This window comes from Nonomuraea sp. IBHARD001 (assembly GCF_056106265.1).
This window is the reverse complement of sequence record NZ_JBWBBW010000002.1, coordinates 4,831,935-4,857,537: the sequence shown is the minus strand read 5'-3', so window position 1 is coordinate 4,857,537 and position 25,603 is coordinate 4,831,935. Positions and strand designations below refer to the sequence as shown.

Sequence of the window (25,603 nt, the reverse complement as noted above, 5' to 3'; positions counted from 1 at the left end):
GCGCCCGCCGGTACGCGTCTAGGGTTTCGCGCCCGCCAGGACCGTGGACACGACGCGGCGCACGGTGTCGGCGTCCGGAGGCCCGCCCCGGCGGTCGGCGTACAGCATGTGGGTGGCGCCGATCAGCGTCGGCGCCAGGGCGGTGATGTCGGCGCCCGCGGCGACGCGGCCGAGGTCGCGCTCGGCCGTCAGGTACGAGGCGATCATCGAGGCCGCCTCGGTCAGCAGCGGCACGCCGGTCGGCCAGGTGTCGCGCAGCCGTTCGCGCAGGCCGTCGCGGGAGATGACGAGCCCGACGACCGCCACGGCGACCGATCCGAACAGCGAGCCGAGCGCCTCGGTGAGATTGCCGGCGACGCTGCCCGTGCCCGCCGCCGCACGCAGGACGGCGGCCTCGACCTCGATCCGGCCGACCCGGTCGTAGACAAGTTCGGCGAGGAAGGCGTCGAAGTCGGCGAAGTGCCGATGCAGCACGCCCTTGGCGCAGCCCGCCTCGGTCGTGACCGCCCTGCTGGTCAGCGCGCTAGGCCCGTCCCTGAGCAGGACGCGCTCGGCCGCGTCGAACAGCTGCTCGCGCGGGTCGCGAAGCGCTACGCCTGTCGGCACCGTGTGCTCTCCCTCGTCGGTCGCCGCCGTCCGCACTCGACGAGTGGGCGGTTGCCCACTTATAGTGGGCGCATGCCCACTGTACCGCCGGAGCCGTTGCGCTCCGCAGAGGCCAGACAGGTGGCCGAGTCGTTCGGCATCGATCCGGAACGCTACGACCGGGCGCGTCCCCGCTACCCCGAGGCGCTCGTGCGCCGGATCGCCGAAGCGAGCCCCGGGCGCACGGTGCTCGACGTCGGCACCGGCACCGGCATCGTGGCCAGGCAGTTGCAGGCCGAAGGGTGCGAGGTGCTCGGCGTCGAGATCGACGAGCGCATGGCCGCCTGGGCGCGCGGGCGGGGTCTGCGGGTCGAGACGGCGGCGTTCGAGGCGTGGGACCCGGCGGGCAGGCTGTTCGACGCCGTGGTCTCGGGCCAGAGCTGGCACTGGATCGACCAGGAGCAGGGCGCGGCCAAGGCGGCGCAGGCCCTGCGTGGCGGCGGGCCGCTGTGCCTGTTCTGGAACGCGGGCCAGCCGCCGCCCGGCCTGAGCGAGGCCTTCGCCGAGGTGCACCGCCGCCTGCTGCCCGACTCGCTCGCCACCCGCATGCCACCGGACGCCGCCGAGGGCTACGCCGCCCTGTGCGCCAGAGCCGCCGACGGCATCAGAGCGACCGGAGCGTACGGCGAGCCCGAGATGTGGAGGTTCGACCGGCGTCAGGACTACACCCGCGAGGAGTGGCTGGACCTGCTGCCCACCAGCGGCGCGCACACCCGGCTGCCGCAGGCCGAGCTCCGGCCCCTCCTGACGGCCATCGGCGAGGTCATCGACGCGGTGGGCGGCTCGTTCACCATGGCCTACACCACACTCGCCGTCACCGCCGTCCGCCGCTGAACGCCGGCTGGGGGTACGCCATGCTCGCCGTCACCGCCGTCCGCCGCTGAGCACCGTCCAGGAACAACGCTCCGCCCGCCTCTAAGCGCCGGCCACCAGCCGTTCCTCCTGCTCCCGAAGCGCCCCGCGCCGCAGCTTGCCCGCGTCGTCGCGCAGCACGGCGTCGGTGAACCGGAACGTACGGGGAATCTTGTACCGCACCAGCCGCTCGGCCAGAAACGCCCGCAGCTCGGCATCGGTCAACGGCCCCGACGCCTGCACCAGGGCGTGCACGCGCTGCCCGAGGTCGTCGTCGGCCAGCCCCAGCACCGCACAGCCCTCGACGGCCGGATGTTCGGCGATGGCGGCCTCGACCTCGGCCGGATAGACATTGGCCCCACCGGTCAGGATGAGGTCGGTGCGCCGATCGCTCAGGTACAGATAGCCGTCGGCGTCCACCCGCCCGAGGTCGCCGAGCGACTCCCACCCGTCGGCCGTCCGCGCCTCGGCGCCCACATAGCGGTAGGTGGGCGGCGAGCCGGGCTCCGGGCGCATGAACACCTCGCCGATCTCGCCCGTCGGCGCCTCGGTCAGCTCGGGGGTCAGGATCCGGACCTGACCCCACAGCGGCCTGCCGACCGAGCCGGGACGGGCGAGCCATTCGACGCCGTCGATCAGCGTCATCATCTGGCCTTCGGTCCCGCCGTACATCTCGTGCACGTTGGCCGCGCCGACCAGGTCGAACCAGGCGCGCTTCAGCCAGCCGGGACACGGCGCGGCGCCGTGCCAGACCTGGCGGAGCGAGCCGATGTCCCACGCGCCGCGCTCCAGCTCGCGCAGCACCCGCACCATCATGGTGGGGACGAAGCTCACCCAGTCGACGCGGTGGGCGGCGATCGCCTCCAGCGCGGCCACCGGGTGGAAACGGGGCAGGACGACGAGGTGCTGACTGGCGAACAGGCCGTACATCGAGAAGTTGAAGGGCGCGTTGTGATACAGCGGGCCGGGCACGAGCTGGACGCCGCCGTCGTGCTGGCCGAGCAGGGCGGCGTTGGCCCTGGGGTCGATCTCGCCCGGCTGGCCCGAGACGATCAGCTTGGGCCTGCCGGTGCTGCCGCCGGAGGTGGGCGCCTTCCACGACGGGCTGACGAGCGGCTCGACATAGGCGTCGTCGAGCGAGGCGTCCGGCTCCTCGCGGGTGACGACCAGGCGGGGCGCGGCCAGCTCGACGATGGCCGCGCGCTCCAGGTCGGGCAGCGCGGGCGAGACGGGCTGGGGGATCGCGCCGAGCTTCCACAGGGCGAACATCACCACGTAGAAGCCGACCCCGTTGGGCAGGGCGACGGTGACGAAGTCGCCCCGGCCGACGCCGAGCGCACGGTAGGTGCGGGCCAGGCGGTTGGCCCTGGACTCCAGCTCGGCCCTGGTCACGCTCTCCTCGCCGCAGGTCACGGCGGGCCTGCCGGGGTCGGCGGCGGCCAGGTCGCTCAGCACCTGGCCGAGCGGCACCCTGCTACTCACGGGTGAACCGTTTCATGAAGCCGGGCTCCACCACCAGGCCGTGTACCTGCATGTTGTGGCTGTGGGCGAGCTGATGCAGGGCGAAGGCGTGCCTGATCGCCTCCGGCCTGCCCTGGGCGTCCTGGGCGGCGTTGACCGACTGCTTGGCCAGCTTCACCGCGAACGGCGGCTGCTCGGCGATGCGGGCGGCGAGCGCGAGCGTCTCCTCGGTGAGCCGTTCGCGCGGCACCACCCGGTTGACCATGCCGATCCGCTCGGCCTCGTGCGCGGTGAGCGCGCCCGAGGTGAACAGCAGCTCCTTGGCCTTGCGGAAGCCGAACTCGTAGGGGTGGTTGAAGAACTCCACCGCGTTGACGCCCATCGAGACCACATTGTCGATGAACTCCGCGTCGTCGGAGGCCACGATGAGGTCGCACGGCCACACGAGCATGAGCCCGCCCGAGACGACCTTGCCGTGCACCTCGGCGATCGTCGCCTTGGGTATGTCTCGCCAGCGCTCGGAGAAGCCCAGGTAGATCTCCTCCTCACGGGCCATCAGCCCCTCGGCGCCTGGCCGGGTGAATCCGGCGGACGTGCCGACCCTGTCGTGGTCGTACAGGGCGCCGTAGGCGTCGCTCTCGCGCAGGTCGTGCCCGGAGGAGAAGTGCGGGCCGTTGGCGGCGAGCACGATGACCGCGATGTCCTCGTCCTGAGCGGCGCGGTCGAAGGCGTCGTTGAGCGCGTGGAGCAGGGCGGTGTCCTGCGCGTTGCGGGTGGCCGGGCGGTTGAGGACGATACGGGCGACCTTGGGGATCGGTGTCTCGTACAGGACGACGCTCATCGGCGGCCCTCCCACAGGGCTCGCTCGGACCCGGCGGGGTCGTCGGCGAGGGTGACGGTGTCGGTGACCAGGGCGACGGTCCTGCGCTCGCGGTCGTAGGGCGGCCAGCCGGGGTCGCCGTTGCGGGCGAACGCCACCCAGATCTCGTGGAAGACGTCGGCCACGCCCTGCGGCGGGTTCGGCCCCAGGCGGGGCTCGAGGCCGGGCGAGTCGAGCGTGTCGAACGCGAACGGCACGTCGACGCCGTGCCCCGACCCCAGCGTCGGCGAGGCCCAGTCGAAGCGGTAGATCCAGGTGTTGCGCCCCCTGGCCTCGGCCGAGCGCACGGCGGGGATGCGGAAGTACCAGTCCGAGACGATGGCCGACAGCAGGTCGCCCGGCGTCGCGCCCGGCCGGCTGGCGCGGTACTCGGGGATGGCCACATCGGGATCGAGCCCGTATGCGGCCACCGAGACCCGCAGCGCCTCCTCGTCGATGAGATCGATGGCGCCGGAGGCGACGAGGATCAGCCTGGCCTCCTCGGCCGTGGTCCCGGTCAGCAGCTCGACATCGGCGTCGAGCGACTCCAGCGGCGGATTGCGCAGCACCTCACCGTCGAGCGTCGGCGCGAACGGCTGCGAGATGAGCGCGAGCTCCCCCCACTTGGCCGGATCGGGAGCCGTCTGCACCTCGGTGATCAGCTCCCGTACGGCCTGCGCCACCACGACGGGCGGCACGGCCGAGAGCGCCGCCCTGGTCGGCCGCACGCCGAGCCGTTCGGCCAGGTCGGAGGCGACCAGGGCGCCGCCGCTGTGCGACAGGTAGGTCTGGGCGCCGCCGCTCTGGGCGATGGCACGGCGGAACAGGCCCTTCGTCTCGGGCATGGACAGCAACGCCTGCACCGACCACGCGCCCGCCGACTCGCCCGCGACCGTGACCCGGCCGGGGTCGCCGCCGAACGCCTCGATGTTGTCCTGGACCCAGCGCAGCGCCGCGATCTGGTCGAGCAGCCCCCGGTTGGCCGGTGCGTCCCGCAGGTGCAGGAAGCCCTCGGCGCCCAGGCGGTAGTTCACGCCGACGAAGACCACGCCGTCCCTGGCGAACGCGGCTCCGTCGTACTCGGGCAGGGAGTTGGAGCCGTTGGTGAAGGCCCCTCCGTGTATCCACACGAGCACGGCCAGGCCGCTGCCACCGGGCGTCCAGACGTTGAGGTTGAGGCACTCCTCGCCCGGGATGGACACCTCGGGAAACAGCGGCACGTACATCTGCACGTAGTCGGCCTTGGGCGCGGTGGGGCCGTGGGCGGTCGCGTCCCTGACGCCGTCCCAGGGGTCGGGCGCGACGGGCGCGCCGAAGCGGTGCTCGCCGAAGGGCGCCTTGGCGTACGGGATGCCGAGATAGGAGGTGATTCCGTCTTTCTCACGGCCGCGCAGTGTGCCCTGCCCGATATGCAACACCTCAGTCATGACGTTGCTCCTCTGAAACAGAACAGCTTCTTGTTGCAAACAGACTGAGGTTCTGCCGGTGCGGGTGTCAAGATGTAACGTCCATCAGATATGTTGCATTTGTGGATCAGACCCCGCTGCAGCGACAGCTGGCCAAGCCGAGCCGCCCCACGGCCCTCGACGCCTTCCGCCGCGCCCGTGCCGACTTCCTGGCCGGCCGCCGGATCGACCTGCAGTCCCTGGCCGCGCACCTGGGCGTCAGCCGGGTCACCCTCTACCGATGGGTGGGCACCCGTGAGCAGCTGCTCGTCGAGGTGATCTGGTCGCTGACCGAGCAGACCCTCACCCAGGAGTGGTCGCGTCTTGCGGGGCGGCCGGGGCCGAGGGTGCCCGCGCTCATGGTCGGGCTGCTGCGGGCGATCTGGGACCAGCCGGGCGCCAGGCGCTTCCTCGAACAGGAGAACGACCTGGCGATGCGGCTGCTGACGCTGAGCTCGCACGGCTTCCAGCCCCGCCTGCTCGACGTGGTCAGAGCCAGGCTGGGCGAGGACCTGGCCGAAGGGCGTGTGGTCAGCCCGATACCGCTCGACGACCTCGCCTACACCGTGCTGCGGGTCGCCGAGTCCTTCCACTACCTGCCCACCATCACCGGTGAGCCCGCCGACCCCGACCGGGCCGCACGGGTGCTCGCGGCGCTGCTCCCGCCCCCGCCGGGGGAGCCCGCCTAGAGGTCAGGCCCGGTTCAGGATCGCGCGCAGGCTGGGGGCGAATCCGGCGGGGTCGTCGGCGAAGCCGATGTGGCCGCCGGGGAACAGCGTGGGCTCGATGCCGAGCGCCTCGGCCAGCGCCCTGGTCGCCCGGTCGCACAGCTCGCCGGTGGAGTCGGCGCCGATCGCGGCCACGATGTGCGCCTCACGCAGGGCCGAGACGTCGGGCGCCCAATGCGTGGTGCCGCGCAGCTCGTGGGCGAACCAGCGGCGCTCGTCGGTCACCTGCTGCGGGTCGCGCTCGCCGCCGAACATCATCTCCAGCATGCCGTCGGGCAGCACGATCGCGGCCTGGTCCATGAACTTCGCCCACGCGCCGATGACGTCGCCCTTCTGGTAGGTGGCGATGAGGTCGTCGGTGCCCGCGTGCAGGTGGTCGCGGTCGGGCAGCAGCTCGACCAGCGGCGGCTCGTGCGCGATCACGGTGGCGACCTGCTCGGGATGCGCCTGGGCGAGTGCGAGCACGGTGACCGCGCCGCCGCTCGAACCGAACACGTGGGCGGGTCCGGCGTCGAGCGCCGACAGCAGCCTGGACAGGTCGTCGGCGCGCAGCTGCGGGGTGGAGTCCTGGGCGGGGTCGTCCAGGACGCTGCGGCCGATGCCGCGCGGGTCGGTGGTGAGCACCGTGTGGTCGGTGGCGAGCAGGTCGGCGAGCGGCGCGAACGCGTCGGCGCCCATCGGCGCGCCGACGAGGGCCACCAGGGGGCCGCTGCCACGCACCTCGTAGTGGAGGCGGGCGCCGGGGACGTGAAGCGTCTGGGGCTTGCTGCTGGTCATCTGGTCCTCCTGCGACGGGGTCTGGATCGCTAACTGAACTGGACTGTACAGTAAAGTTGTTCTGTACTCAACCGTTCAGTTACCGGTAGGATGGACACCGTGGATCAGGACAACACCCGCACGCCGGCCCCCTCGGGCAAACGAGCCGCCCGCAACCGTGAGGCCATCGTGGCCGCCGCACGCGAGATGTTCGCGCGCGACGGGTTCGACACCGGCATGGACGCGATCGCCGCCGCCGCGGGCGTGTCCAAGGTGACCGTCTACAACCACTTCCGCAGCAAGCAGGAGCTGTTCACCGAGGTCGTCGGGCAGGCCATGGGCGAGGCGCACGCCACGATGATCGAGCTGCGCGCCCATCTCGCCGACTCCTCCGACGCCCGCGAGGCGCTGATCCGCATCGCGCACGCCCTGATCGACGCGGCCAACGACCCGGCCAGGCTGGCGCTGCGCAATCTGGTCACCGCCGAGCTGCGCCGCTTCCCCGAGCTCGGTCCGGCCTACCGCAGGCGCGGCCCCGGCCGCTCGGCGGCCGTGCTCGGGGAACTGCTCGGCGACCTGTGCGGGCGCGGGCAGCTCGCGGTCGACGACATCGAGGTCGCGGTCGTGCAGTTCTTCGGCATGACCGTCTATCCGCACCTCATCGTCGGCTCACTCGGCGCGAGCCTGGACCCGGGCCTGGCCGATCGGCTCATCGCCGACAGTGTGACGATGTTCATGAGCCACTACGCGCCTCGGGTCAAGGCGTGACCTTGACATTGGTCAGGCCGCGCACGGCCCCGGTGACGGTGTTGGAGGCGTGCACGACGTTCGGCGCGGCCGGGCACTTCGAGGTCGAGAGGATCTTGACGGCATACTGCCCGACGCCGCCCAGGTCGGAGCGGTTGGCGCGCCAGACATTGCCGCAGCCGTTGGCGAAGGCGGGCGTGGTCACCGGGTTGTGCGTCTCGTAGCCGTTGGCGAACGTGCCGGGCGCGGCGAACGTGCCCGTGTTGCCCTCGACGACATAGCCGAAGCCCTTGACGTCGATCCAGGAGTCGGCGGAGTTCTGGCCGCTCAGCCCGGTGCCGTCGAAGGTGTTGCCCTGGATCAGCCCGCCGGACGTGCCCTCCTTGACGTCGACGTGCTCGGCCCTGACGTTCGGGCCGATCGTGTTGTTCAGCACCCTGACCCGGTCGGAGCGGTCGACGCCGCCGCTGTTGCCGTGGCAGCCCCAGTTGGAGGCCGCCGAGCCCAGATAGACCGCCTCGCCGTAGGCCGGTTGGACCAGGCCGGTGTCGTGGATGCGGGAGTCGCGCAGCACGCCGTCGGCCGACGAACGCCTGAAGTGCACGGCCTCGTCCTCCACGTGATGCACGTGCACACCGGAGATCGTCACGTGCGGGGAGTTGTCCAGCACGATCCCCTTCTTGGCCTCCTTCACCGTGAACCCGGTGAGATTCCAGTACGGCGAGTCGTACAACCACAGCCCATAGCCGGAGTCCCAGCCGGCGACGGGCGCGGGACACGAGGGCGCACTGCCCGAAGGCCCGTCGTTGACCAGTACGGCTCCGGCGGGCCCGGTCAGGGTGATCGGCGCGGCGGCGCTCCCGGCACGCCTGGCGACGAACGCCCCTCGGTACTCCCCGGACGCCAGCCTGATCGTCTGGCCGGGCTGCACGGCGCCCAGCGCGGCGAGGAGCTGGGCCGAGGTCGAGACGTCGATCGTGACGGCGGCCGGGCCCGGTGCGGTGAGAAGGGCGGCGGTGAGCAGGAGGGCGGAGGCGGTGACAGGTGACGGCATCGGCGGTGTCCTCGGGGGGTGAGAGGCGGACGCGCAACTATAGTTAGGAAGCTTTCCTAACCTCTTGGACAGTAAAGAAACCTGACCGCCGACGCAAGACCCGAATCCCCAGGTCAGCCGAGCAACCCGAGCAGCTCCGCCTCCTCCTCGGCCGTCAGGCCCGCCTTGGCCACCGTGTGACCGGACTCGCGCATCCAGGCCAGTGTGTCGCGGGCGGTGTCGGCCACCGGGCGGATGCGCAGGCCCTCGGCCAGCGTGGCCGAGACGTCACGCGCCATGAAAGCGGCGTACTGCGGCAACGGCAGCCACATGGGCAGCGAGCGCGCCCCCGTCCACGGCTCCACCTTCTGCTCGACGAGGAACTCCTGCCCGGCCCAGACCAGCTCGGGCCGCACGCCCACCCCCTCGGCGATCTCGGCCAGCAGCCTGCCCCGGCCGAACGGCGCCGAGATCGCGTCGTAGGGGCCCTTCAGCCCCCGCTGCGCCGCGTCGATCGTCCAGGCCGCCACGTCGCGGACGTCGACGAGTTGCACGAGGTCGTCCGGCGCCCCCGGAGCCAGCACCCTGCCGCCGCGTGCCAGCCGGTCGACCCAGTAGGCGAAACGGTCGCTCCCGTCTTCGGGCCCCACGATCAGCCCGGCCCGCACCAGCAGCGCGTCCGGCCCGGCCAGCTGCTCGCACGCCACCTTGGCCGGACCGTAGTTGGCCGGGTCGCCCTCGTCGGCGTCGGCCGCGAGCGGCTCGTGCAGCACGTCGGAGGCCACGCTCGTGTCGGCGTAGACGCTGCCCGAGGAGACGAGCGTGTAGTGGCCGATGCGGCCGGTGAGCTCGGCGAGCGTCCTGCGCACCAGGCTCGGGTGCCTGGCCACGTCGACGACCAGGTCGAACTCGCCCCGCACCTCGGCCAGGCCGCCGTCCCTGCCGCGCTCGACCCTGACGAACTCGACGCCGGACGGCGGCTCGCCCGCGAGCCCTCGGGCCGCGCACACCACCTCGTGGCCGCGGTCGCGGGCCTCGCGTGCTATCTGCCGGGAAAGGAACCGGGTGCCACCCAGAACAAGTGTCCGCATGCCCTCATCCTGACCGATCGGCCCGGCGGCCGGACCCGGCTTCACTCCCGGCGCAACGCCCCTGCGCGTCAGGCCTGCTTGGCCAGGCCCCGCTCCACCGCCTCGATGATCCGGGGCCGCAGCTCGGCGCAGCTGATGATCGCATCGACCGAGCCGACGTCGACGGCCCGCTGGATGCTGTGCACCCGGTCGAACTCGGTGGCGACCTCGGTCAGCTTCTCGGCGCGCACGGACGCGCGCAGCTCGGTCAGCTCGGCGGCGAGCGCGGCCCGCGAGGCGGCGGGCGCCTGGGCGACCCTGGCGGTCAGCTCACGCACCCTCGGGTCGTTGCCCGTCCGCTTGTCGACGTCACGGGCGAACACCACGGCCGCGGCCGGAGCACCGCCCAGCACCGAGGCGAACGACCCCTCGACCGCGAGCACGGTCATGTCCGGGTTGAGGGCCTTGGAGAACACCACGAACGCACCGCCGTGATAGCGCGAGATCACGCAGAACACGATGGGCCCCTTGAAGTTCACCACCGCACGGCCGATCTCCGCGCCGTACTCCAGCTGCAGCTTGCGCATCGACTCGGGCGAGCCGTCGAAACCGGACAGGTTGGCCAGCACGACCAGCGGGCGGTTGCCGCTGGCGGCGTTGATCGCCCTGGCCGCCTTCTTCGACGAGCGCGGGAACAGCGTGCCCGCCGTGTAGGTGTCGGGCCCGTCGGTGGGCGGGAAGCCGCGGCGCGGCACCGACCTGGACTCGATGCCCAGCAGGCACACCGGCCTGCCGCCCAGGTGCACGTCCTGCACGGCGGCGGTGTCGGCGTCGGCCATGCCCGCCCACCGCTCCAGCACCGGGTGGTCCTGGTCCGACAGCGCCCGCATGACCGTGCGGATGTCGAACGGCTTCTTGCGGTCGGGGTTGAACTCGGCCGAGAAGATCTGCCCGACCGTGGTGAAGTCGCTGTCGGGCACCGCGTGCGGGTAGAGCGAGACGTCGCGGTCGGCGGGGTCGCCGGTGACCGTCGGCCTCGGCCCGCTTTCGCCGGGCGCGACATAGGTGTGGTCGTAGTGCGACATCAGCACGTCGCGCGCCCCCCTGATGTCAGGCGCCCAGTACTGCGCCTGGCCGTTGGGGCCCATGATCCGGTCGTAGCCGCCGATGCCGTGGTTGTCCTCGGCCGACACACCGCCGGAGAAGTCGAGCGACTGCTTGCCCGTCAGCACCATCGCCGAGTCCGGCGTCATCACCAGGATGCCCTTGGTGTGCATGAGCATCGTCGCCTCGGCGTTCCAGTACGGCTGGGCGCCGACGTTGATGCCCGCGACGACGATATTGATCTCGCCGCCGTCCTGGGTGAAGGTCACGATGCGCTTGAGCGCCGCGGCCACCCAGTCCATGTTCTCGGTGCCCGACGACATCGAGATCCGCGCGCCCGCCGACAGGGCGAACCACTCCAGCGGCACCCGCATGCGCTCGGCCAGGTCGAGCGCGGCGATCACCCGGGCGCACTCGGGCTCCGACAACGCGCCGAGCGCCTTGGTCGGGTCGCCGAGCAGGACGACGCGGGTCATGCCCTCGGGGTGGCGCGGCGTGGGCGTGCTGACCACACCGGCGACCAGCGCGGCGCTGTTGCGCCCCTTGGGCCGGTCGACCGGCACGAGCCGCCCGTCGTCGTCGAGGTCGTACTCGGTGAAGGAACCGGCCGATCCGGCGAGCATGCCGGTCAGCTCGTAGGGGTAGTGGGTGCCCCGGCTGTGCGCGCGCAGCACCTCCTGGCGGTAGTCGTCGAGCGGCTCGATCGGCTCGGTGGGAGGCGCCTCGACCGACAGGCGCACGCCCGAGCCCATGTCGTAGCCGATCCTGACGGCGATGTCGACGAGTTCGCCGGTGCCGGGGTCGCGGCGCCTGCCGAGGAAGAGCACCTCTTCGAGCCCGGCGCCCGCGGTCGTGGGCAGCACGCGCCTGGCGACGGTGTTCAGGTCGTCGGGCGACAGGTCGGTCGGCGGCCACACGTAGATGACGATGCGGTTGGTCGCCGACGGCTTGGCGCCGGGCTTCTTGGCCCTGCGGATCGCGTCCAGGCAGGTGGCCAGGATGTCCTCGGCTGCGGGCAGGGCGACGAGCCTGCCCTCGTCGTCGCGCAGCGGGGTCAGGTCGCGGACCTGGCCGAGTGCGACCAGGCGCTCGTCGGAGGGGTTCTGCCTGGCCGAGGCCCGGAACAGGTACACCTCCTCGTCGGGCGAAGGCAGCCTGGTGAGGTCGAAGTCGCGCAGCCGTTCCAGCTGCATGCGCTCGGCGATGCGCGGGTGCAGACCGCGCAGCAGGCGCTCCTCCTTGAAGCCGTCGGCCGACGGCCTGAAGGTGAAGTGGTGGTGCATGACCGCGCCGCTGTTGCCGGCCACGGTGGTGGAGATACGGCTGATGCGGTGCGAGGGCTGCTGGGCGATGAGCACCTCGTGCAGGCGCGCGGCCATCTCCTCGGGGTCGGCGGGGCCGTCGGACCAGGTCAGATAGACGTCGGCCACGACCTCACCCGCACCGGCCACCTCCTCGACGGCCTTGACCGCGTGGGCGAGCGCGGGGAAGTCGACGGCGGTGGCCACCACGCGGCCGTTGCCGGTCGCGGTGCGGTGGTCGGCGACGACGAACGTGCAGCCCGCCGCCCTGCTCACCCGGATGTCGCTCAGCGCGCGGTTGCCGTAGTAGCGGCGGCTCAGCACCTCCAGCAGCGGCACCGGGTCGGCGCCTTCGCGGCCGATGCGCTGGCCGATGAGCCGCACCAGCGGCTCGGAGCTCGCGACCATCGCCGAGATGCGCTCGGCGCGGTCGGGCGCGTCGGGGTTCAGGTCGAGGTGGCGCAGGTGCTTGCGCACGGCCGTGTAGACCTTGGCCCTGGCCCGGCGCAGCAACGGCTGGGCGAACCAGGCGAACACGATGCCGCGCGCCAGGTCGGCGACCGAGGGGAAGCGCACCTGCGTGGCGGCGACCAGGTGCTCCAGCGCCAGGCCGACGGTGACGCGGTCGGCCTGGGCGGGCGGCCCCTGCTTCATCCACTCGCGCAGCACCGTGCTGACCACGGCGACGTCGGCGGAGGCGCGCTGCTGGGCCAGGAAGATGCGGAAGACCGCGTTCTCCAGCTCGGGCGTGCGCTCCAGGCCGTCGACGCCGTAGTGCGAGAGCACGTGTGTCAGGCGCTGGCGGAACCCGTCGGACAGGCCCGCCCGGTCGGGGTCGAGGAACTGCAGGTAGGTGTGGAAGTACTCGCGGGGGCTGCGGACCGACGAGGCCGACTTCGACTCCGAGCCCACCGGCCGGTTGCGGCTCAGCTCGCACAGGTCGGCGAACAGCCGCAGCAGCTCGACCTCGCCGGACGGCTGGTGCCCGCCCTCGGCGACGAGGCCGGTGCGCGCGTCCAGATAGCCGTTGAGCAGGCGCTTGTCGTCCTGCGGGTCGATGTCGAAGCCGAGCAGCAGGCTGCGCAGGTCCTGCAGCCCGCGCGCCGCACGCCGGGCTGCGGGCACGTCGCCGGGCTCGTCAGGCAGGTCGAGCTCGACCTCGGCGCTCCCGGCCGCGGGCCCGGCGGCCTCGTCGCCGTCGCCGAGCGGCTCCAGTCTGAGCAGGCGCGCGCCCGCCTCCACCTGGCTGCCGACCGACACCGCGAGCTCCCTGACCCGGCCGCGGAACGGCGCACGCAGCACGGTCTCCATCTTCATGCTCTCGACCACGAGCAGCGGCGCCCCGGCCTCGACCTCGTCGCCCGTCTGCAGCGGCGTGGCCACCACCAGCGCGGGCACGGGCGAGCGGACGATGCCGCCCTCGTCGCGGCTGATGCGATGGGTGACGCCGTCGACCTCGACCAGGTGGATGGGGCCGTGCGTGCTGGTGACGACCCTGAACCTGACGCCGTTGACGATGATCTGGCCGCTGTGGCTGTCGAAGCGCTCGACGTCGACGTCGGCGGCGTGCTCGGGGCCGCCCGCCGAGATGCCGACACGGAAGCGGTGGCCGCCGGTGCGCGAGACCTGCACGCGGTAGCCGACGTCGCGCAGCTTGAGCTCAAGGGCCCGGCCGCTCTCGTGCTGGGCCTGCGGCCTGCCGCCGTGCGCGGCGGTGAGGAAGCGCTGCCTGGTGACGGCCTCCTCGTCCTCGTAGGCCTCGATGGCGGCGGCGATGAGCGCGATGGCGGAGTGCCGGTGCGAGACCAGCGCGCCCTGGGCGCGGACGCGGTCGATCCAGCCGGTGTCGGCCGAGCCGTCGATCACCGGCGGCTCGTCGAGCAGCATGCGGACGAAGCCCTTGTTCGTCACGCCGCCCTCGATGATGACGGTCGTCTCGGTCATCGCACGGCGCAGTCTGGCCAGCGCCTCGGTGCGGTCGCGGCCGTGCGCGATGATCTTGGCGATCATCGAGTCGAAGTCGGCCGGGATCGTGTCGCCCTCGCTGAAGCCGGTGTCGACCCGGACGCCGGGGCCGCTGGGCAGGGCCAGCTTGACGATCCTGCCGGGGGAGGGGGCGAAGTCGCGGTCGGGGTCCTCGGCGTTCAGCCTGGCCTCGACGGCGTGGCCCCACTCGGCCGGGGCCCGGCCTTCCAGCCTGCCTCCGGCCGCGATGTGCAGCTGGGCCTTGACCAGGTCGACGCCCGTGGTGATCTCGGTGATCGGGTGCTCGACCTGAAGACGCGTGTTGACCTCGAGGAAGGCGAACAGCCGCTCGCCCGGGTGGTAGAGGAACTCGACGGTGCCCGCGCCCGAGTAGCCGACCGCGAGCACGAGCCGCTCGGCGGCGGCCTTCAGCTCGGCGACCTGCTCGGCGCCGAGCACGGGCGACGCCGACTCCTCGATGATCTTCTGGTTGCGCCGCTGCACCGAGCAGTCGCGCACGCCGAGCGCCCACGCGGTGCCCTGTCCGTCGGCGATGACCTGCACCTCGACATGCCTGGCGCCGGTCACCAGGCGCTCCAGGAAGACCACGCCGCTGCCGAAGGCCCGTGCGGCCTCCTGCCGGGTCAGCTCGTAGGCCTGGCTCAGCTCGTCGGCGTCGGCGACCATGCGGATGCCGCGCCCGCCGCCGCCCGCCGTCGCCTTCAGCATCAGCGGATAGCCGATGCCGCCGGCCGCGGCCTTGGCCTCCTCCAGCGTCTCGACCGGCCCCCGGCTCCACGGCGCGACCGGCACGCCGACCTCTTCGGCGATCAGCTTCGAGCCGATCTTGTCGCCCAGCTTGCGCATGGCCTCGGAGCTCGGTCCGACGAACGTCACGCCGATCTCGGCGCACAGGTCGGCGAACGCCGGATCCTCGGCCACGAATCCCCAGCCGACCCAGGCGGCGTCCGCGCCGGTCTCCAGCAGGGCCTTCCTGAGCACCGCGTGGTCCAGGTAGGGCCGGTTGGCGGCCGGGCCGAGGTCGTAGGCGATGTCGGCCTCGCGGACGAAGGTGGCGCCCCTGTCGGAGTCGGTGTAGAGGGCGACGGTCTCGATCCGCGTCCCCGTCTCCGCGGCTAGATCCCGCACAGCATGGATGAGCCGCATGGCGGCTTCACTGCGGTTGACGATCGCGACACGACTGAACACGTACCGGCCCTTTCGAAGACAGTGCACACAACGGCGGCCCGTCCCCGCCCCCACCAGGAGTCCATACTCTCGGTTGCCCACGGTCATCGGAATGGTGAGGACTCAGCGTGCTTGGCGAGCAGAGTTGTGGGGATCGCACAAACGCGTCGGGCGGGGTGATGTGGCATGGGAAGGGGCGATGCGGACGTGCCGGGGGTCAGATGATGCGGTATCCCACTCCCGGGGTGGTGGTGATGACGGCCGGGGGACCGAGGCGGCGGCGCAGTCGCCCGACGGTGACGGCGACGGTGTTGGTCATCTGGTCGGCGAACTCGTCCCAGACCTGTTCCAGCAGGTCCTCGGCGCTGAGGAAGGCCGGGCTGGCCGCCATGAGCGCCTCCAGCACGGCGAATTCCTTGACCGAAAGGGCGATCGGCGCGCCGTCCCGGGTGACCGTACGGCGCAGCGGGTCGAGTTCCACCCCGGCGACCGCGAGCGTGCGGGCGCGGGCGGCGGGCCTGCGCCTGGCGAGGGCGCGGATGCGCAGGACGAGTTCCGGGAAGTGGAAGGGTTTGGCCAAATAGTCGTCGGCGCCGAGCATGAGCCCGCTGACGCGTTCGCCCGGTGAGGCGGCGGCGGTCAGCATGAGGACCATGGCCCTGTCGTCGCGTGCGGTGATCATCTGACAGAGCACGTCGCCGTGCACGCCGGGCAGGTCGCGGTCGAGCACGACCACGTCGTAGGCGGTCAGGTCGAGCTTGGCCGCCGCCTCCAGGCCGTCGCGGGCCAGGTCGGTGGCCATGCCCTGGTCGCGCAGCCCCTCCACGACGACATCGGCCAGGGCTCGCGCGTCCTCCACCACCAGCACCCTCATGCCCGCCCCTCCCACAGCGAGACCGTTGCCGCGAGCCCGCCGTCCGGCCTGGCCCTCAGCTCCAGCCTGCCGCCGTGCGCGGCGGCCGTGGCGGCGACGATCGACAGGCCGAGCCCCGCGCCCGCCGTGCCGCCCGCGCCCGTGCGCTCGGCGCCGATGCGCTGGAAGGGGCGGCCGAGCAGGGCGACCTGGGCCGGGTCGAGCCGGGGGCCGCCGTTCTCGACCACGAGCAGCGTGCCGCCGCCCTCGCGTGCCAGCGTGCTGACGCCGATCCACCCGCCGGCCTCGTTGTGCCGTACGGCATTGTCGACGAGATTGCCCACCAGCCCGGCGAGCAGGGCCGGGCTGCCGGGCACGACCGCGCCGCACAGCGAGGTGCGCACGGTGAGCCCGCACCCGGCCAGCGCCTCGGCGACCAGGGCGTCGAGCGGGACGGGCGAGCGCTCGCCGGCCTGGGCGTGCTGGGCTCGGGCCAGCGAGAGCAGGCCGTCGAGGAGCCTGTCGACCTGGTCGAGTTCGGTGCGTACCCGGGTGGCCATGGCCTGGGCCGCGGGCGGCAGCGGTTCGGGCTTGGCCGAGGCGACGTCGAGCGAGGCGCGCATGGTGGCCAGCGGCGTGCGCAGTTCGTGCGAGGCGTTGGCCACGAACGTACGCTGGGCGGCGAAGGCGCCTTCGAGGCGTTCGAGCAGGTCGTCGATGGTGTCGGCCAGGTCCTTGACCTCATCGGAGGGCCCGGCGACCGCCAGCCGTTCGTGCAGGTTGTCGGCGGTGATGCGCCGTGTGCTCGCGGTGATGGTGGCCAGGGGACGCAGCACGCGCCCCGCGAGCGCCCTGCCGAGCCCGGCCGAGACCCCCGCCATGACGGCCAGCGCGACGCCCGAGCCGATCAGCACGCGCTGGGCCAGGTCGGAGCGCGTCGTGGCCAGGGTCGTCTCCAGTTCGGCGATGCGCGCGTCGGCGGCGGCGAGCGCGGTGGAGGCGGGCGGCGCGTTCACCGGGGCGCTGCGGCTGATCTGCTGCGGGCCGAAGGCCAGCACATTGGTGAGAATCAGCAGGCCGAATCCGGACAACAAGAACAAGGCGCTGTAGAGCAGGGTGAACCGCGGCTTCGCTCGCATGCCCCCCAGCATGCCGTGCCGGGCCTGACAACGAGGTGACAGCCCCTGTTCGGCCCGCGTCACCCGCCCCCGCGTACAACGGGCGGCATGCGAATGACGACGAGTGCGGGGATGGCGGTCGCCGCGGTGCTGATCGTGCTGCCAGGCCTGGCGGGTGCGGCGGCGAGCGGCACCGATTGTGCGAAGGGCGACGGGGTGAGCGCGCCGTGCCCGCCCCCGGTGACCGGGCCGGGCGGCGAGGCCGTACAGGATCGGTTCTTCTTCCTGAGCAAGCCGTTGCGGGGCGATGGTGAGATCACGGTGCGGGTGGGGCCGCTGACCGGGCGTGTGAAGCGACCGCTGGGGCCGCCGCCCGAGCCCGGTGTGGTGCCCTGGGCCAGGGCGGGCCTCATGGTCAAGAAGAGTGTGCGGCAGGGCGACTCCTATGCGGCCGTGATGAGGACGGCCGGGCACGGCGTCAGGATGCAGCACGACTTCGTCCACGACACGCCCGGCGGCGACGCGGGCGACTGGCTGCGGCTGACCAGGGAGGGCACGACCGTCACCGGTTACGCCTCGCGCGACGGCGAGCACTGGACGGCGATCTCACGGGCCGAGATCGAGGGCCCGGCCAGGATCGGTATGTTCGCCGCATCGCCCGGCGCCCTCACCGTGACGCCGACCGGCTTCTCCCTGTCCTTCGCCGAGGTCACGGCCACCTTCGACCGGCTCGGCGTGCGCGGCGCGAGCGGTGTGGAGTGGAGCGGCGACGACATCGGCGTCGACTTCGAACCGGACGGCACGACGCCGCACCACCCCGGCGGTGTGAAGCGCACGGGCGACGGCTTCACCCTGACGGGCGTCGGCGACGTGGGACCGCTGGTGGAGGGCGCGCAGATCGAGGACGCGCTCAACGGACTGGTCGCCGGGCTCCTCGTGATGATCGTCGTGGCGACCGGACGGCGGCCCGACACCCCCGTGCTCGGACGGGCGGCCCGTGCCGGGGGAGCGGCGGGCGCCGCCGGGCTGGTGGCCGCGCTCGCCGGGGTACTCGCCGTGCCGCCGATCCTGGCCGGGGCGGGCACGCACGTGCTGCCCGTCACGGCGCTCACCCAGGCGCGCGTCGTCGTGGGCGTCGCACTGTTCTGCGCGGTCGTCGCGGTGCTGGCCGTGGCCCTGGCCGCCCTGGTACGGCGACGCTGGGCGGCCGTGGGGCTCGCGGCGGCATCGGTCGTCCTGCCGTACGCGGTGGCCGGGCTGGGGGTGCTGCCCGATCAGGCGGCGCAGTGGCTGCTCAGGGTGACGCCGTCGGCCGGGTTCGCCATCATGCAGAGCATTCCCGCCTACCCGTTCGTCCAGGGGCATTTCGTCCCCGCGACCGGCTTCTTCCCGCTGCCACCCTGGGCCGGGCTCGGGGTGAGCGCCGCCTTCGCCGCGCTGGCGCTGGGCCTGGCCGTACGGGTGCGCATTGACAGGGCCGGGCGATAGCGCCACATTCATCACCGATGAAGATCGCCGATCTGACCCCCGCGGAGCGGCGCATGTGGCAGGCCTTCCCCCGAGGCGAGGCCGTCGACCTGCGCCCAGACCCGTCAGCGCCGCTCACCGCCCTGTCCCCTGGCCGGGGGCCGGACCGGACCGTACGCGGCGAGGTGATCAGGGCCCTGCTGCTCGGCGGCGCGCCCGAAGGCGGCGAGGTGGCCAGGCTGCGCCTCACCGGCGCACGCGTGAGCGGCGTCCTCGACCTCAGGTACGGCGTCGTCGAGCACGCGGTCGCCCTGTTCGCCTGCGACTTCGACGCCCCCGTGAACCTGTACGGCCTGCAGATCAGGCAGCTCAACCTGAGCTACTGCCACCTGCCCGGCCTGGACGCGGCGACCGTCAGGCTCGACGGCGTGCTGCGCCTGACCGGCTGCACGGTGCCCGGCGGGGTACGGCTCGGCGGAGCGCGGATCTCGGGGGCGCTCTTCCTGGACCGGGCGACCATCGGCGGCACGCCGTCGACGGGCGATCCGGCGCTGCAGCTCAACCATGCGAGCATCGACGACGACGTGGTCGCGACCGGCCTGACCGTCGTCGGCGGGGCCAGGCTCTCCTCCGCCGAGGTGACCGGAACGGTCGACCTCGTGGGAGCCGTCCTGGTGCACCCCGGGCAGCGCGCGCTGGACGCCGAGATCCTCACCGTTGGGGCCGACCTGCGGTGCGAGGACATGCGCGTCGAGGGCGAGACGAACCTGCGCGGCGCCAGGATCCCGGGCCAGCTCGGTCTCGGCCGCGCCCGGCTGAGCCATCCGGACGGCGTGGCGCTGCGGGCGACGAGTTGTGCGATCGGCGAGCTGTGGCTGCGTGCGGCGCCGATCGAGGGCACGGTGTCGTTGCGGCGCTCGCAGGTCGGGCTGCTCCATCTCGCGCCCGAACGGGTGCCGGGCCCGGTCAGGCTCGACGGGCTCGGCTACGGCTCGCTGCTGCCGCGCCTGCCCGCCGAGCAGCGGCTGCCCATGCTCGCGCGTGACGCCGACGGCTATGTGCCGCACTCCTACGAGCAGCTCACCGCCGAGTACCGCAGGGTCGGCGACGACGTCGCGGCGCGCGCGGTCCAGCTGGCCAAGCAGCGCCGTCACCGCAGGACGCTGCCGTGGCACGCCAGGAGCTGGGGCCATCTGCAGGACGTCACGGTCGGCTACGGCTTCAGGCCGCTGCGCGCCGCCGCCTGGCTGGCCGCCCTGCTGGTCGTGGGCACGGTGGCGTTCGGCCTGCGTCCGCCGCCGCCGTTGAAGCCCGCCGAGTCGCCCGACTTCAACGCGCTGTTCTACACGCTGGACCTGCTGCTGCCGATCGTGGGGTTCGGCCAGGAGGCCGCGTTCAACCCGAAGGGCTGGCTGCAGTGGCTGGCCTACCTGCTGATCGTGCTCGGCTGGGTGCTGGCGACGACGATCGTGGCCGGTGTCACACGCTCGGTGACCCGGCAGTGAGGCGTGAGCGTGCTCGCCCCGCCGAGCACCACGGACCGGAAGGCGGACGGCGTATGCCGATCACCTGGCGCATCGTCGGGCGCGTGGCCCCCACACTGGCAGGAGTGGGCATCGGCGTCGCCGTGACCTTGACCTCGGCCCTGCGCCCCTCCCCGGGCTGGCTGCTGTGGGCGGCGCCGGCGACGGCGCTCACGGGGGCGGCCGGTGCGGTGTTCACCTTCGCGCTCGCCAGGCTAGGCGAGTTGCCGGTCAGGCCGCCCGTCGTCAGGGCCGTGCTGCTGTGCGTGCTCGTGCTGTGCGGGCTGCTCGCCTACGAGGTCTGGGCGGGGTGGTCGTCCTGGCGCGGCAGTGTGCTGGTCGGGACCGCGGTCGTCGGCGCGACTCCGGCGGTCGCGGCCATGCTGGGGGTACGGGCCCAGGCGGGCCGGGTGGAGCGGGAGCCGACCTACGGGGCGCGGGCGGCGACGCTGATCGAGCTGCGGAGGCTGCTGCTGCGGTTGCTGCCGCCGCTCGGCACGCTGGTCGCGCTGGCGGTTCTCGCCCTGGCCGTGGCGCAGAAGTACAGTCCGCGCCCGGTGGCGGGCGCCCTCGCCCAGGAGGGCGTGCTGCTCTTCGGCGCGGTCGGCACCCTGCTCGTGGTGGCCTTCTACCTGCCCGCCGCCTCCGACATCCGCAGGCAGGGCCTGGCGCTGATCGCCCGGTTGAGCGGGTTGCGCGAGGCCGACGACCTCGACGCCGTCCTGACCGGACTGGAACAACGCCGAAGCCTGGAGGACCTGCTCGGGGTGACCCGGCGTTCCTGGGAGGACCTCCAGGCCGGTCTGATCGTGCTCGGGCCGCTCATCGGCAGCGCCACCACCCTCCTGCTGCCGCACTGATTTGCCCGCTCACGGCCACACGATGTCGCGCCGCTCGCTGTGCTCTGCCTGGCTCATGGGTCCCCCGATCAATGGCTTCACATCACTCAAGATGCTCGGGGGCGGCGATAGGTTGCACGCATCGATGAATTCCTAGGTTCTGTGCACCGCGAAGGGGGCGAAGCTCTGCGCGGTCGGCATGAGTTCGATCGTGTTGACATTCACGTGCGGAGGCTGGGACACCACCCAGTGGACGGTCTCGGCGATGTCGTGCGGCTGCAACGGCCGCATACCCGCGTAGACTCCGGCGGCCCGGTCGGCGTCGCCGTCGAAGCGCACGGTGGAGAACTCGGTCGAGCCTGCCATGCCGGGCTCGACGCAGGTGACGCGGACGCCGGTGCCGTGCAGGTCGCTGCGCAGGTTCAGGCTGAACTGCCTGACGAACGCCTTCGTCGCGCCGTAGGCGTTGCCCCCGGGGTAGGGGTAGCTGCCCGCGACCGAGCCCAGGTTGACCACATGGCCGCCTCCCCGTGCCACCATCGCGGGCAGGACGGCCCTGGTGCAGTGCAGCAGGCCCTTGCAGTTGGTGTCGAGCATCTCCTGCCAGTCGGCGAGGTCGGCGCGGTGCGCGGGCTCCATGCCCTTGGCCAGCCCGGCATTGTTCACCAGCACGTCGACGCGCAGTCCGGCCAGCGCCCCGGCCACGGCCGCGCCGTCGCGCACATCCAGGACGAGCGGGCTGACCGCGTCGCCGTACTCCTCGGACAGGGCGTCGAGCCGGTCGGCCCTGCGGGCGCAGGCGACGACGTGGGCGCCGTCCTCGGCGAAGCGGCGGACGATCGCGGCGCCGAAGCCGGAGCTCGCACCGGTGACGAGCACCTTCTTCGTCACCGCGCTCACCGGCCCTTCGGCAGGGCGGCGAGGAAGGCGCCGAGCGCGTCGTTGAACGCCTCGGGGCGTTCCAGATTGGGCATGTGCCCGGCCCCGTCGATGACGGCGAGTTCGGCATGCGGGACCAGCGCGCGCATGCGCCGTGCGTCGGCGACGGGTGTGTACTCGTCGTCCGCCCCCACCACGACCAGGACCGGCACGGTGGCCGCGCCGAGCGAGGCGGCGTAGTCGGGGCGCTCGGCCCGGCCCCGCAGCGCGGCGGCGGCGCCCTGCGGCGAGGTGGCGAGCATCATGCCCAGCACGTGCGCGGCCACGTCGGGCAGCCGCTCGACGTTCGCGGGCGCCACCATCTTGGTCAGCACCTCTTCGGCGTAGGGCCGCATGCCCTCCCGCAGCACCCGGTCGGCCAGGTCGTTGCGCGCCTGCCTGCCCTGCGGCGTCTCGGCCCACGGCGAGGTGTCGGCGAGCACCAGGCCGAGCACGCGGCCGGGGACCCGCGTGTGGATCTCCATGGCGATCTGCCCGCCCATGGACAGCCCGCCGAGTACGAAGTCGCCGACGCCGAGCCGGTCGAGCAGGCCCACGATGTCACGCGCGAAGTCGCCCAGCGGCGTCTTGCCCGCCACGACCGGGCTCCGGCCGTACCCGCGAAGGTCGGGTGCGATCACCCGCAGCCCCTCGGCGGCGAAGCGCGTGATCTGCGGGCGCCACATCGACCGGTCGAACGGATGGCCGTGCACCAGCACCAGGACGGGGCCGTCCGGGTCGCCCTCGTCGTCGTACGCGATGGTCATGAAGGGGCTCCTCACGTGCCTGGCCTGCTTGACTCCTCGATGCTATGGAGAGCAATATGTCAATGCAATAAGAGAAATGCTCTCGGTGCAATATTGGATGGCGATGGACGACTACCGCAAGATCGCCGACGAGCTCGCCGCGCGGATCGCCGACGGCAGGCTCCGCGCGGGCGACCGGCTGCCCCCGCAACGGCGTTTCGCCAGGCAGCACGGCATCGCCGACTCCACCGCCGCCCGCGTCTACGGCGAGCTGGTCAGGCGTGGCCTGGCGATCGGCGAGGTCGGCAGGGGCACCTTCGTCCGCGCCGGCCGCCCGCGCGGTGAGCCCGCCCTGGCCGAGCCCGCCGACGCCCCGGTCGACCTGGAGCTCAACTTCTCCTTCCTGCCGGGCCAGCCGGAGCTGATGGCGACGGCCCTGACCGCGATGACCCGCCCGGACGTGCTGCAGGCCGCGCTGCGCCCCGCCGTCGCGACCGGCACACCACAGGCCCGCGAGGCCGCCGCCGCCCTGCTCACCCGCGCCGGATGGCGCCCCGACCCGGCCCGCGTCCTGTTCGCGGGCAACGGCAGGCAGGCGATCGCCGCCTCCATCACCGCCCTGGTACGGCAGGGCGAACGCCTCGGCGTCGAGGCCATGACCTACCCGGTCGTCAAGGGCGTGGCCGCCAGGCTCGGCGTCACACTCGTCCCCCTGGCCATGGACGAGCACGGCGTCACACCGGAGGCGATCAGGACGAGCGGCCCGCTGCACGCGCTCTACCTGCAGCCGGTCCTGCACAACCCGCTGGGCATCACGATGGCCCCGCACCGCCGAGCCGAGCTCGCCGCCCTGCTCGACGAGCTCGGCCTGTACGCGATCGAGGACGCCGTCTACTCCTTCCTGCGCCCGGAGCTCGCGCCGCTGGCCCAGCTGTCGCCCGAGCGCGTCGTCGTGGTGGACAGCCTGTCCAAGCGCCTGGCGCCCGGCCTGAGCGCGGGATTCGTGCTCGGCCCCGCCGCGCTGACCGACCGGCTCGGCGCCGCGCTGCGCTCGGGGGGCTGGTCGTGCCCCAGCTACGCGCTGGACGCCGTGACCCGGTTGATGGGCGACGGCACCGTGGGGCGGATCCAGCTGGCCAAGGGCGAGGACGCGCGGGACAGGCAGGCGCTCATGCGCGAGAGGCTGGCCGCCTTCGCGATCGAGGCGGACCCTGGCGCCTATCACTGCTGGTGGCGGCTGCCCAGACCGTGGCGTGCCGAGACGTTCGTGGCCGCCGCGGCCCGCAGGGGGATCGCCGTCACGCCCGCCGCGGCCTTCACGCTCGGCGCGGCCCACACCCCCGACGCCGTCAGGCTGGCCCTGGCCGCGCCGCCGCTGCCCGCGCTGGACCAGGCGCTCACGACGCTCGCGGCGCTGGCCGGAACGGCGCCGGAGGACACGCTGACCGACTGAGGCCGGGCGCGCGGTCCCTGGCGACCGGCAGGGCCAGGCTGATGGCCGCCGCCGCGTTGGGCACGAGCAGGTCGGGCCGCAGGCTGTCGTGCGCGACGGGGGCGAAGGTGTGGTCGAGGGCGAGCCACCGGTCGAGCGAACGGCCGGGCGGCAGGTCGCGCTCGCGCTGCACGATCTCCCAGCCGTACATCATCGGCCTGCCGCCGCCGGGCGCGGACGCGTCGGCGATCGCCGCCTCCCTGACCGGCCAGCCGGGGTCGGTGACGAGCAGGAGCAGGCAGATCTCGGGCCGCAGCGTGAGCAGGTTCACCGAGACGCCGGTGTAGTAGAGGGCGGCGCCCGGCGTGGCGTTCAGCCGGATGATCTCGGGCTGCCGCTCGGGCTCGCCCACCACGTGGCCGTCGCGCTGGGTGAGGTCCTCGGCCGAGTACAGCTCCTCGATGTACTCGCGGGCGAACGTGCGCCTGACGCTGAACTCGGCCTCGACGAACGCACGACCGGGCGCGGAGGAGCCCGGGTGGTCGAAGGGCTGGAAGATCCCGGCGGGCAGGACGTGGTTGAAGAACCTGTGCGTCGCCACGTCCTCCGAACGCGGCGTGAGCATGACCTGGTACCCCCCGTCGCCGTCGGCGACCATCAGCGTGGTCGCGACCGAGACGGCCGCGTTGCGGCCCCCGCCGTCCAGCACCACGCCGTCGCCGCCCGCCCGCTCGTGCAGCCATCGCCGGTGCGGGAGCTCCTCCAGTCCGACGGGCTCGTCCGCGCGGCCCCGGTGCGCGAGCATCAGCTCCTCGTCGAGGTACTCGCTGGTGGCGAGCGAGCGGTAGTAGCGCCCCGGCACGCAGCCGAGCAGCGGAGCGCCGTCCGCGCCGAGCGTGAGACGGTCGAACGCCCAGGTCGGGCCGTCCCAGCGCCGGTCGTTCTCGCCCTTGTCCACCTCCTCGCGGTAGCGCCTCCACGCCCTGGGGTCGTAGTCCGCGGGCCAGCGCGACGGGTCACGCTCAAGCCGGGTGGGGAAGGGCAGGCCGTACGGCGCCGGGCCGAGCGACGCCTCCAGGTCGTGCCATTGCGCCGGGGGAGCGGGGAAGACGCAGATCGGGGCGGTGACGCCGAAGAGCGTGACCAGCGGGAAGCGCTCCTGGTCGTAGAGCCCGCGAAGCGTCCGCAGGTACCCCTCGCCGCGCAGCACCTCGGCCACGTCGTCGGGCCTGGGCCTCGGCGCGCTCCGCGAGTCGAGGTAGGCCCGCTTCCACAGCTCGTAGCAGGCCTGCCTGTCCTGCCCGCCCGCGCCCACGCCGTCCAGGAAGCGCACGTACGACTCCCAGGGCGGGAGGGGCTCGGCGGGGCTCGGGTCGAACAGGCGGGCGAGCGTGCGGGGCGCCACCGTCAAGGCGTCGCCGGGGGTGCGGGCGCGGCGCAGTCCTTCGAGGAGCGCGCGTAACCGTGCCTGGGCGTCTTCCGGCATGTCGCCGCTCCCTTCGCCGCCCGGCCGTGCCCTCCGGGCTCACCAGCCAGCCGCATACCCAGCCTCT

The 25,603-nt window shown here is 72.9% G+C and carries 20 protein-coding genes; 7 read left to right on the top strand and 13 right to left on the bottom strand.

Annotated features, from left to right (window positions below; translation table 11 throughout):
* Positions 1-18: 18 nt before the first annotated feature.
* On the bottom strand, positions 19-606 hold the full coding sequence (locus ACTWNK_RS24260) for a TetR/AcrR family transcriptional regulator (protein WP_474306778.1): 588 nt from the start codon (positions 604-606) through the stop codon (positions 19-21).
* Between the two features lie 72 nt (positions 607-678).
* Between ACTWNK_RS24260 and ACTWNK_RS24255 the strand changes: the two genes are divergently transcribed.
* Positions 679-1,479: a class I SAM-dependent methyltransferase gene (locus ACTWNK_RS24255; protein ID WP_474306777.1), complete on the top strand. Its 801-nt coding sequence runs from the start codon at positions 679-681 to the stop codon at positions 1,477-1,479.
* Positions 1,480-1,560: 81 nt separating this feature from the next.
* Here the strand turns inward: ACTWNK_RS24255 and ACTWNK_RS24250 are convergent, their stop codons facing one another.
* From ACTWNK_RS24250 to ACTWNK_RS24240, 3 genes are read right to left on the bottom strand one after another with little or no spacing between them, the layout of a single operon-like run.
* Positions 1,561-2,979: an AMP-binding protein gene (locus ACTWNK_RS24250; RefSeq protein WP_474306775.1), complete on the bottom strand. Its 1,419-nt coding sequence runs from the start codon at positions 2,977-2,979 to the stop codon at positions 1,561-1,563.
* Positions 2,972-3,799, bottom strand: a complete 828-nt coding sequence (locus tag ACTWNK_RS24245; protein ID WP_474306774.1) for an enoyl-CoA hydratase — start codon at positions 3,797-3,799, stop codon at positions 2,972-2,974. Before ACTWNK_RS24245 ends, ACTWNK_RS24250 begins: the two co-directional genes overlap by 8 nt.
* Positions 3,796-5,244, bottom strand: a complete 1,449-nt coding sequence (locus tag ACTWNK_RS24240) for a carboxylesterase/lipase family protein (RefSeq protein WP_474306773.1) — start codon at positions 5,242-5,244, stop codon at positions 3,796-3,798. The genes ACTWNK_RS24245 and ACTWNK_RS24240 overlap by 4 nt, the downstream gene beginning before the upstream one ends.
* A 101-nt stretch (positions 5,245-5,345) precedes the next feature.
* On the opposite strand from ACTWNK_RS24240, the gene ACTWNK_RS24235 reads away from it, so the two are divergent.
* The gene (locus ACTWNK_RS24235; protein ID WP_474306772.1) at positions 5,346-5,951 is read left to right on the top strand and encodes a QsdR family transcriptional regulator; all 606 of its coding nucleotides are present in this window, start codon (positions 5,346-5,348) and stop codon (positions 5,949-5,951) included.
* 3 nt (positions 5,952-5,954) lie between these two features.
* Here the strand turns inward: ACTWNK_RS24235 and ACTWNK_RS24230 are convergent, their stop codons facing one another.
* Complete coding sequence (locus tag ACTWNK_RS24230) at positions 5,955-6,767, bottom strand: alpha/beta fold hydrolase (RefSeq protein WP_474306771.1); 813 nt, start codon at positions 6,765-6,767, stop codon at positions 5,955-5,957.
* 99 nt (positions 6,768-6,866) lie between these two features.
* Between ACTWNK_RS24230 and ACTWNK_RS24225 the strand changes: the two genes are divergently transcribed.
* Complete coding sequence (locus ACTWNK_RS24225) at positions 6,867-7,514, top strand: TetR/AcrR family transcriptional regulator (RefSeq protein ID WP_474306770.1); 648 nt, start codon at positions 6,867-6,869, stop codon at positions 7,512-7,514.
* On the opposite strand, the gene ACTWNK_RS24220 is transcribed toward ACTWNK_RS24225, so the two are convergent.
* From ACTWNK_RS24220 to ACTWNK_RS24200, 5 genes are all read right to left on the bottom strand, one after another.
* On the bottom strand, positions 7,504-8,547 hold the full coding sequence (locus ACTWNK_RS24220; protein ID WP_474306768.1) for a right-handed parallel beta-helix repeat-containing protein: 1,044 nt from the start codon (positions 8,545-8,547) through the stop codon (positions 7,504-7,506). The two genes, ACTWNK_RS24225 and ACTWNK_RS24220, sit on opposite strands and share 11 nt — an antisense overlap.
* 113 nt (positions 8,548-8,660) lie before the next feature.
* Positions 8,661-9,617, bottom strand: coding sequence for a Rossmann-fold NAD(P)-binding domain-containing protein (locus ACTWNK_RS24215; RefSeq protein ID WP_474306767.1), 957 nt, complete (start codon positions 9,615-9,617; stop codon positions 8,661-8,663).
* Positions 9,618-9,685: 68 nt separating this feature from the next.
* Entirely contained in the window at positions 9,686-15,175 is a 5,490-nt protein-coding gene (locus tag ACTWNK_RS24210) for an ATP-binding protein (RefSeq protein ID WP_474306766.1), read from the bottom strand.
* Between the two features lie 196 nt (positions 15,176-15,371).
* A complete protein-coding gene (locus ACTWNK_RS24205; RefSeq protein WP_474306765.1) occupies positions 15,372-16,028 on the bottom strand; it encodes a response regulator transcription factor in 657 nt (218 codons plus the stop codon).
* Positions 16,025-17,146: a sensor histidine kinase gene (locus ACTWNK_RS24200; protein WP_474306764.1), complete on the bottom strand. Its 1,122-nt coding sequence runs from the start codon at positions 17,144-17,146 to the stop codon at positions 16,025-16,027. The genes ACTWNK_RS24205 and ACTWNK_RS24200 overlap by 4 nt, the downstream gene beginning before the upstream one ends.
* A gap of 87 nt (positions 17,147-17,233) precedes the next feature.
* Between ACTWNK_RS24200 and ACTWNK_RS24195 the strand changes: the two genes are divergently transcribed.
* Genes ACTWNK_RS24195 through ACTWNK_RS24185 form a run of 3 tightly spaced genes read left to right on the top strand, consistent with a single transcriptional unit; the run spans position 17,234 to position 20,975 of the window.
* Positions 17,234-18,613, top strand: a complete 1,380-nt coding sequence (locus tag ACTWNK_RS24195) for a hypothetical protein (protein WP_474306763.1) — start codon at positions 17,234-17,236, stop codon at positions 18,611-18,613.
* Between the two features lie 17 nt (positions 18,614-18,630).
* On the top strand, positions 18,631-20,097 hold the full coding sequence (locus ACTWNK_RS24190; protein ID WP_474306762.1) for a hypothetical protein: 1,467 nt from the start codon (positions 18,631-18,633) through the stop codon (positions 20,095-20,097).
* 53 nt (positions 20,098-20,150) lie between these two features.
* Positions 20,151-20,975: a hypothetical protein gene (locus tag ACTWNK_RS24185; RefSeq protein ID WP_474306761.1), complete on the top strand. Its 825-nt coding sequence runs from the start codon at positions 20,151-20,153 to the stop codon at positions 20,973-20,975.
* Between the two features lie 132 nt (positions 20,976-21,107).
* Here the strand turns inward: ACTWNK_RS24185 and ACTWNK_RS24180 are convergent, their stop codons facing one another.
* Entirely contained in the window at positions 21,108-21,854 is a 747-nt protein-coding gene (locus ACTWNK_RS24180) for an SDR family NAD(P)-dependent oxidoreductase (RefSeq protein WP_474306760.1), read from the bottom strand.
* On the bottom strand, positions 21,851-22,639 hold the full coding sequence (locus ACTWNK_RS24175; RefSeq protein ID WP_474306759.1) for an alpha/beta fold hydrolase: 789 nt from the start codon (positions 22,637-22,639) through the stop codon (positions 21,851-21,853). The genes ACTWNK_RS24180 and ACTWNK_RS24175 overlap by 4 nt, the downstream gene beginning before the upstream one ends.
* Before the next feature lie 76 nt (positions 22,640-22,715).
* Here ACTWNK_RS24175 and ACTWNK_RS24170 point away from each other — a divergent pair, with 76 nt between their 5' ends.
* On the top strand, positions 22,716-24,071 hold the full coding sequence (locus ACTWNK_RS24170; RefSeq protein ID WP_474306758.1) for an aminotransferase-like domain-containing protein: 1,356 nt from the start codon (positions 22,716-22,718) through the stop codon (positions 24,069-24,071).
* On the opposite strand, the gene ACTWNK_RS24165 is transcribed toward ACTWNK_RS24170, so the two are convergent.
* The gene (locus ACTWNK_RS24165) at positions 24,016-25,536 is read right to left on the bottom strand and encodes a hypothetical protein (protein WP_474306757.1); all 1,521 of its coding nucleotides are present in this window, start codon (positions 25,534-25,536) and stop codon (positions 24,016-24,018) included. The genes ACTWNK_RS24170 and ACTWNK_RS24165 overlap by 56 nt on opposite strands.
* Between the last annotated feature and the right edge of the window lie 67 nt (positions 25,537-25,603).

What these genes read in the sequence shown, in the direction of transcription:
- ACTWNK_RS24255 (WP_474306777.1), top strand. Translation starts at nt 679, where the DNA reads ATGCCCACTGTACCGCCGGAGCCGTTGCGCTCCGCAGAGGCCAGACAG.
- ACTWNK_RS24245 (WP_474306774.1), bottom strand. Translation starts at nt 3,799, where the DNA reads ATGAGCGTCGTCCTGTACGAGACACCGATCCCCAAGGTCGCCCGTATC.
- ACTWNK_RS24240 (WP_474306773.1), bottom strand. Translation starts at nt 5,244, where the DNA reads ATGACTGAGGTGTTGCATATCGGGCAGGGCACACTGCGCGGCCGTGAG.
- ACTWNK_RS24230 (WP_474306771.1), bottom strand. Translation starts at nt 6,767, where the DNA reads ATGACCAGCAGCAAGCCCCAGACGCTTCACGTCCCCGGCGCCCGCCTC.
- ACTWNK_RS24220 (WP_474306768.1), bottom strand. Translation starts at nt 8,547, where the DNA reads ATGCCGTCACCTGTCACCGCCTCCGCCCTCCTGCTCACCGCCGCCCTT.
- ACTWNK_RS24215 (WP_474306767.1), bottom strand. Translation starts at nt 9,617, where the DNA reads ATGCGGACACTTGTTCTGGGTGGCACCCGGTTCCTTTCCCGGCAGATA.
- ACTWNK_RS24205 (WP_474306765.1), bottom strand. Translation starts at nt 16,028, where the DNA reads ATGAGGGTGCTGGTGGTGGAGGACGCGCGAGCCCTGGCCGATGTCGTC.
- ACTWNK_RS24200 (WP_474306764.1), bottom strand. Translation starts at nt 17,146, where the DNA reads ATGCGAGCGAAGCCGCGGTTCACCCTGCTCTACAGCGCCTTGTTCTTG.
- ACTWNK_RS24195 (WP_474306763.1), top strand. Translation starts at nt 17,234, where the DNA reads ATGCGAATGACGACGAGTGCGGGGATGGCGGTCGCCGCGGTGCTGATC.
- ACTWNK_RS24190 (WP_474306762.1), top strand. Translation starts at nt 18,631, where the DNA reads ATGAAGATCGCCGATCTGACCCCCGCGGAGCGGCGCATGTGGCAGGCC.
- ACTWNK_RS24185 (WP_474306761.1), top strand. Translation starts at nt 20,151, where the DNA reads ATGCCGATCACCTGGCGCATCGTCGGGCGCGTGGCCCCCACACTGGCA.
- ACTWNK_RS24175 (WP_474306759.1), bottom strand. Translation starts at nt 22,639, where the DNA reads ATGACCATCGCGTACGACGACGAGGGCGACCCGGACGGCCCCGTCCTG.
- ACTWNK_RS24170 (WP_474306758.1), top strand. Translation starts at nt 22,716, where the DNA reads ATGCTCTCGGTGCAATATTGGATGGCGATGGACGACTACCGCAAGATC.
- ACTWNK_RS24165 (WP_474306757.1), bottom strand. Translation starts at nt 25,536, where the DNA reads ATGCCGGAAGACGCCCAGGCACGGTTACGCGCGCTCCTCGAAGGACTG.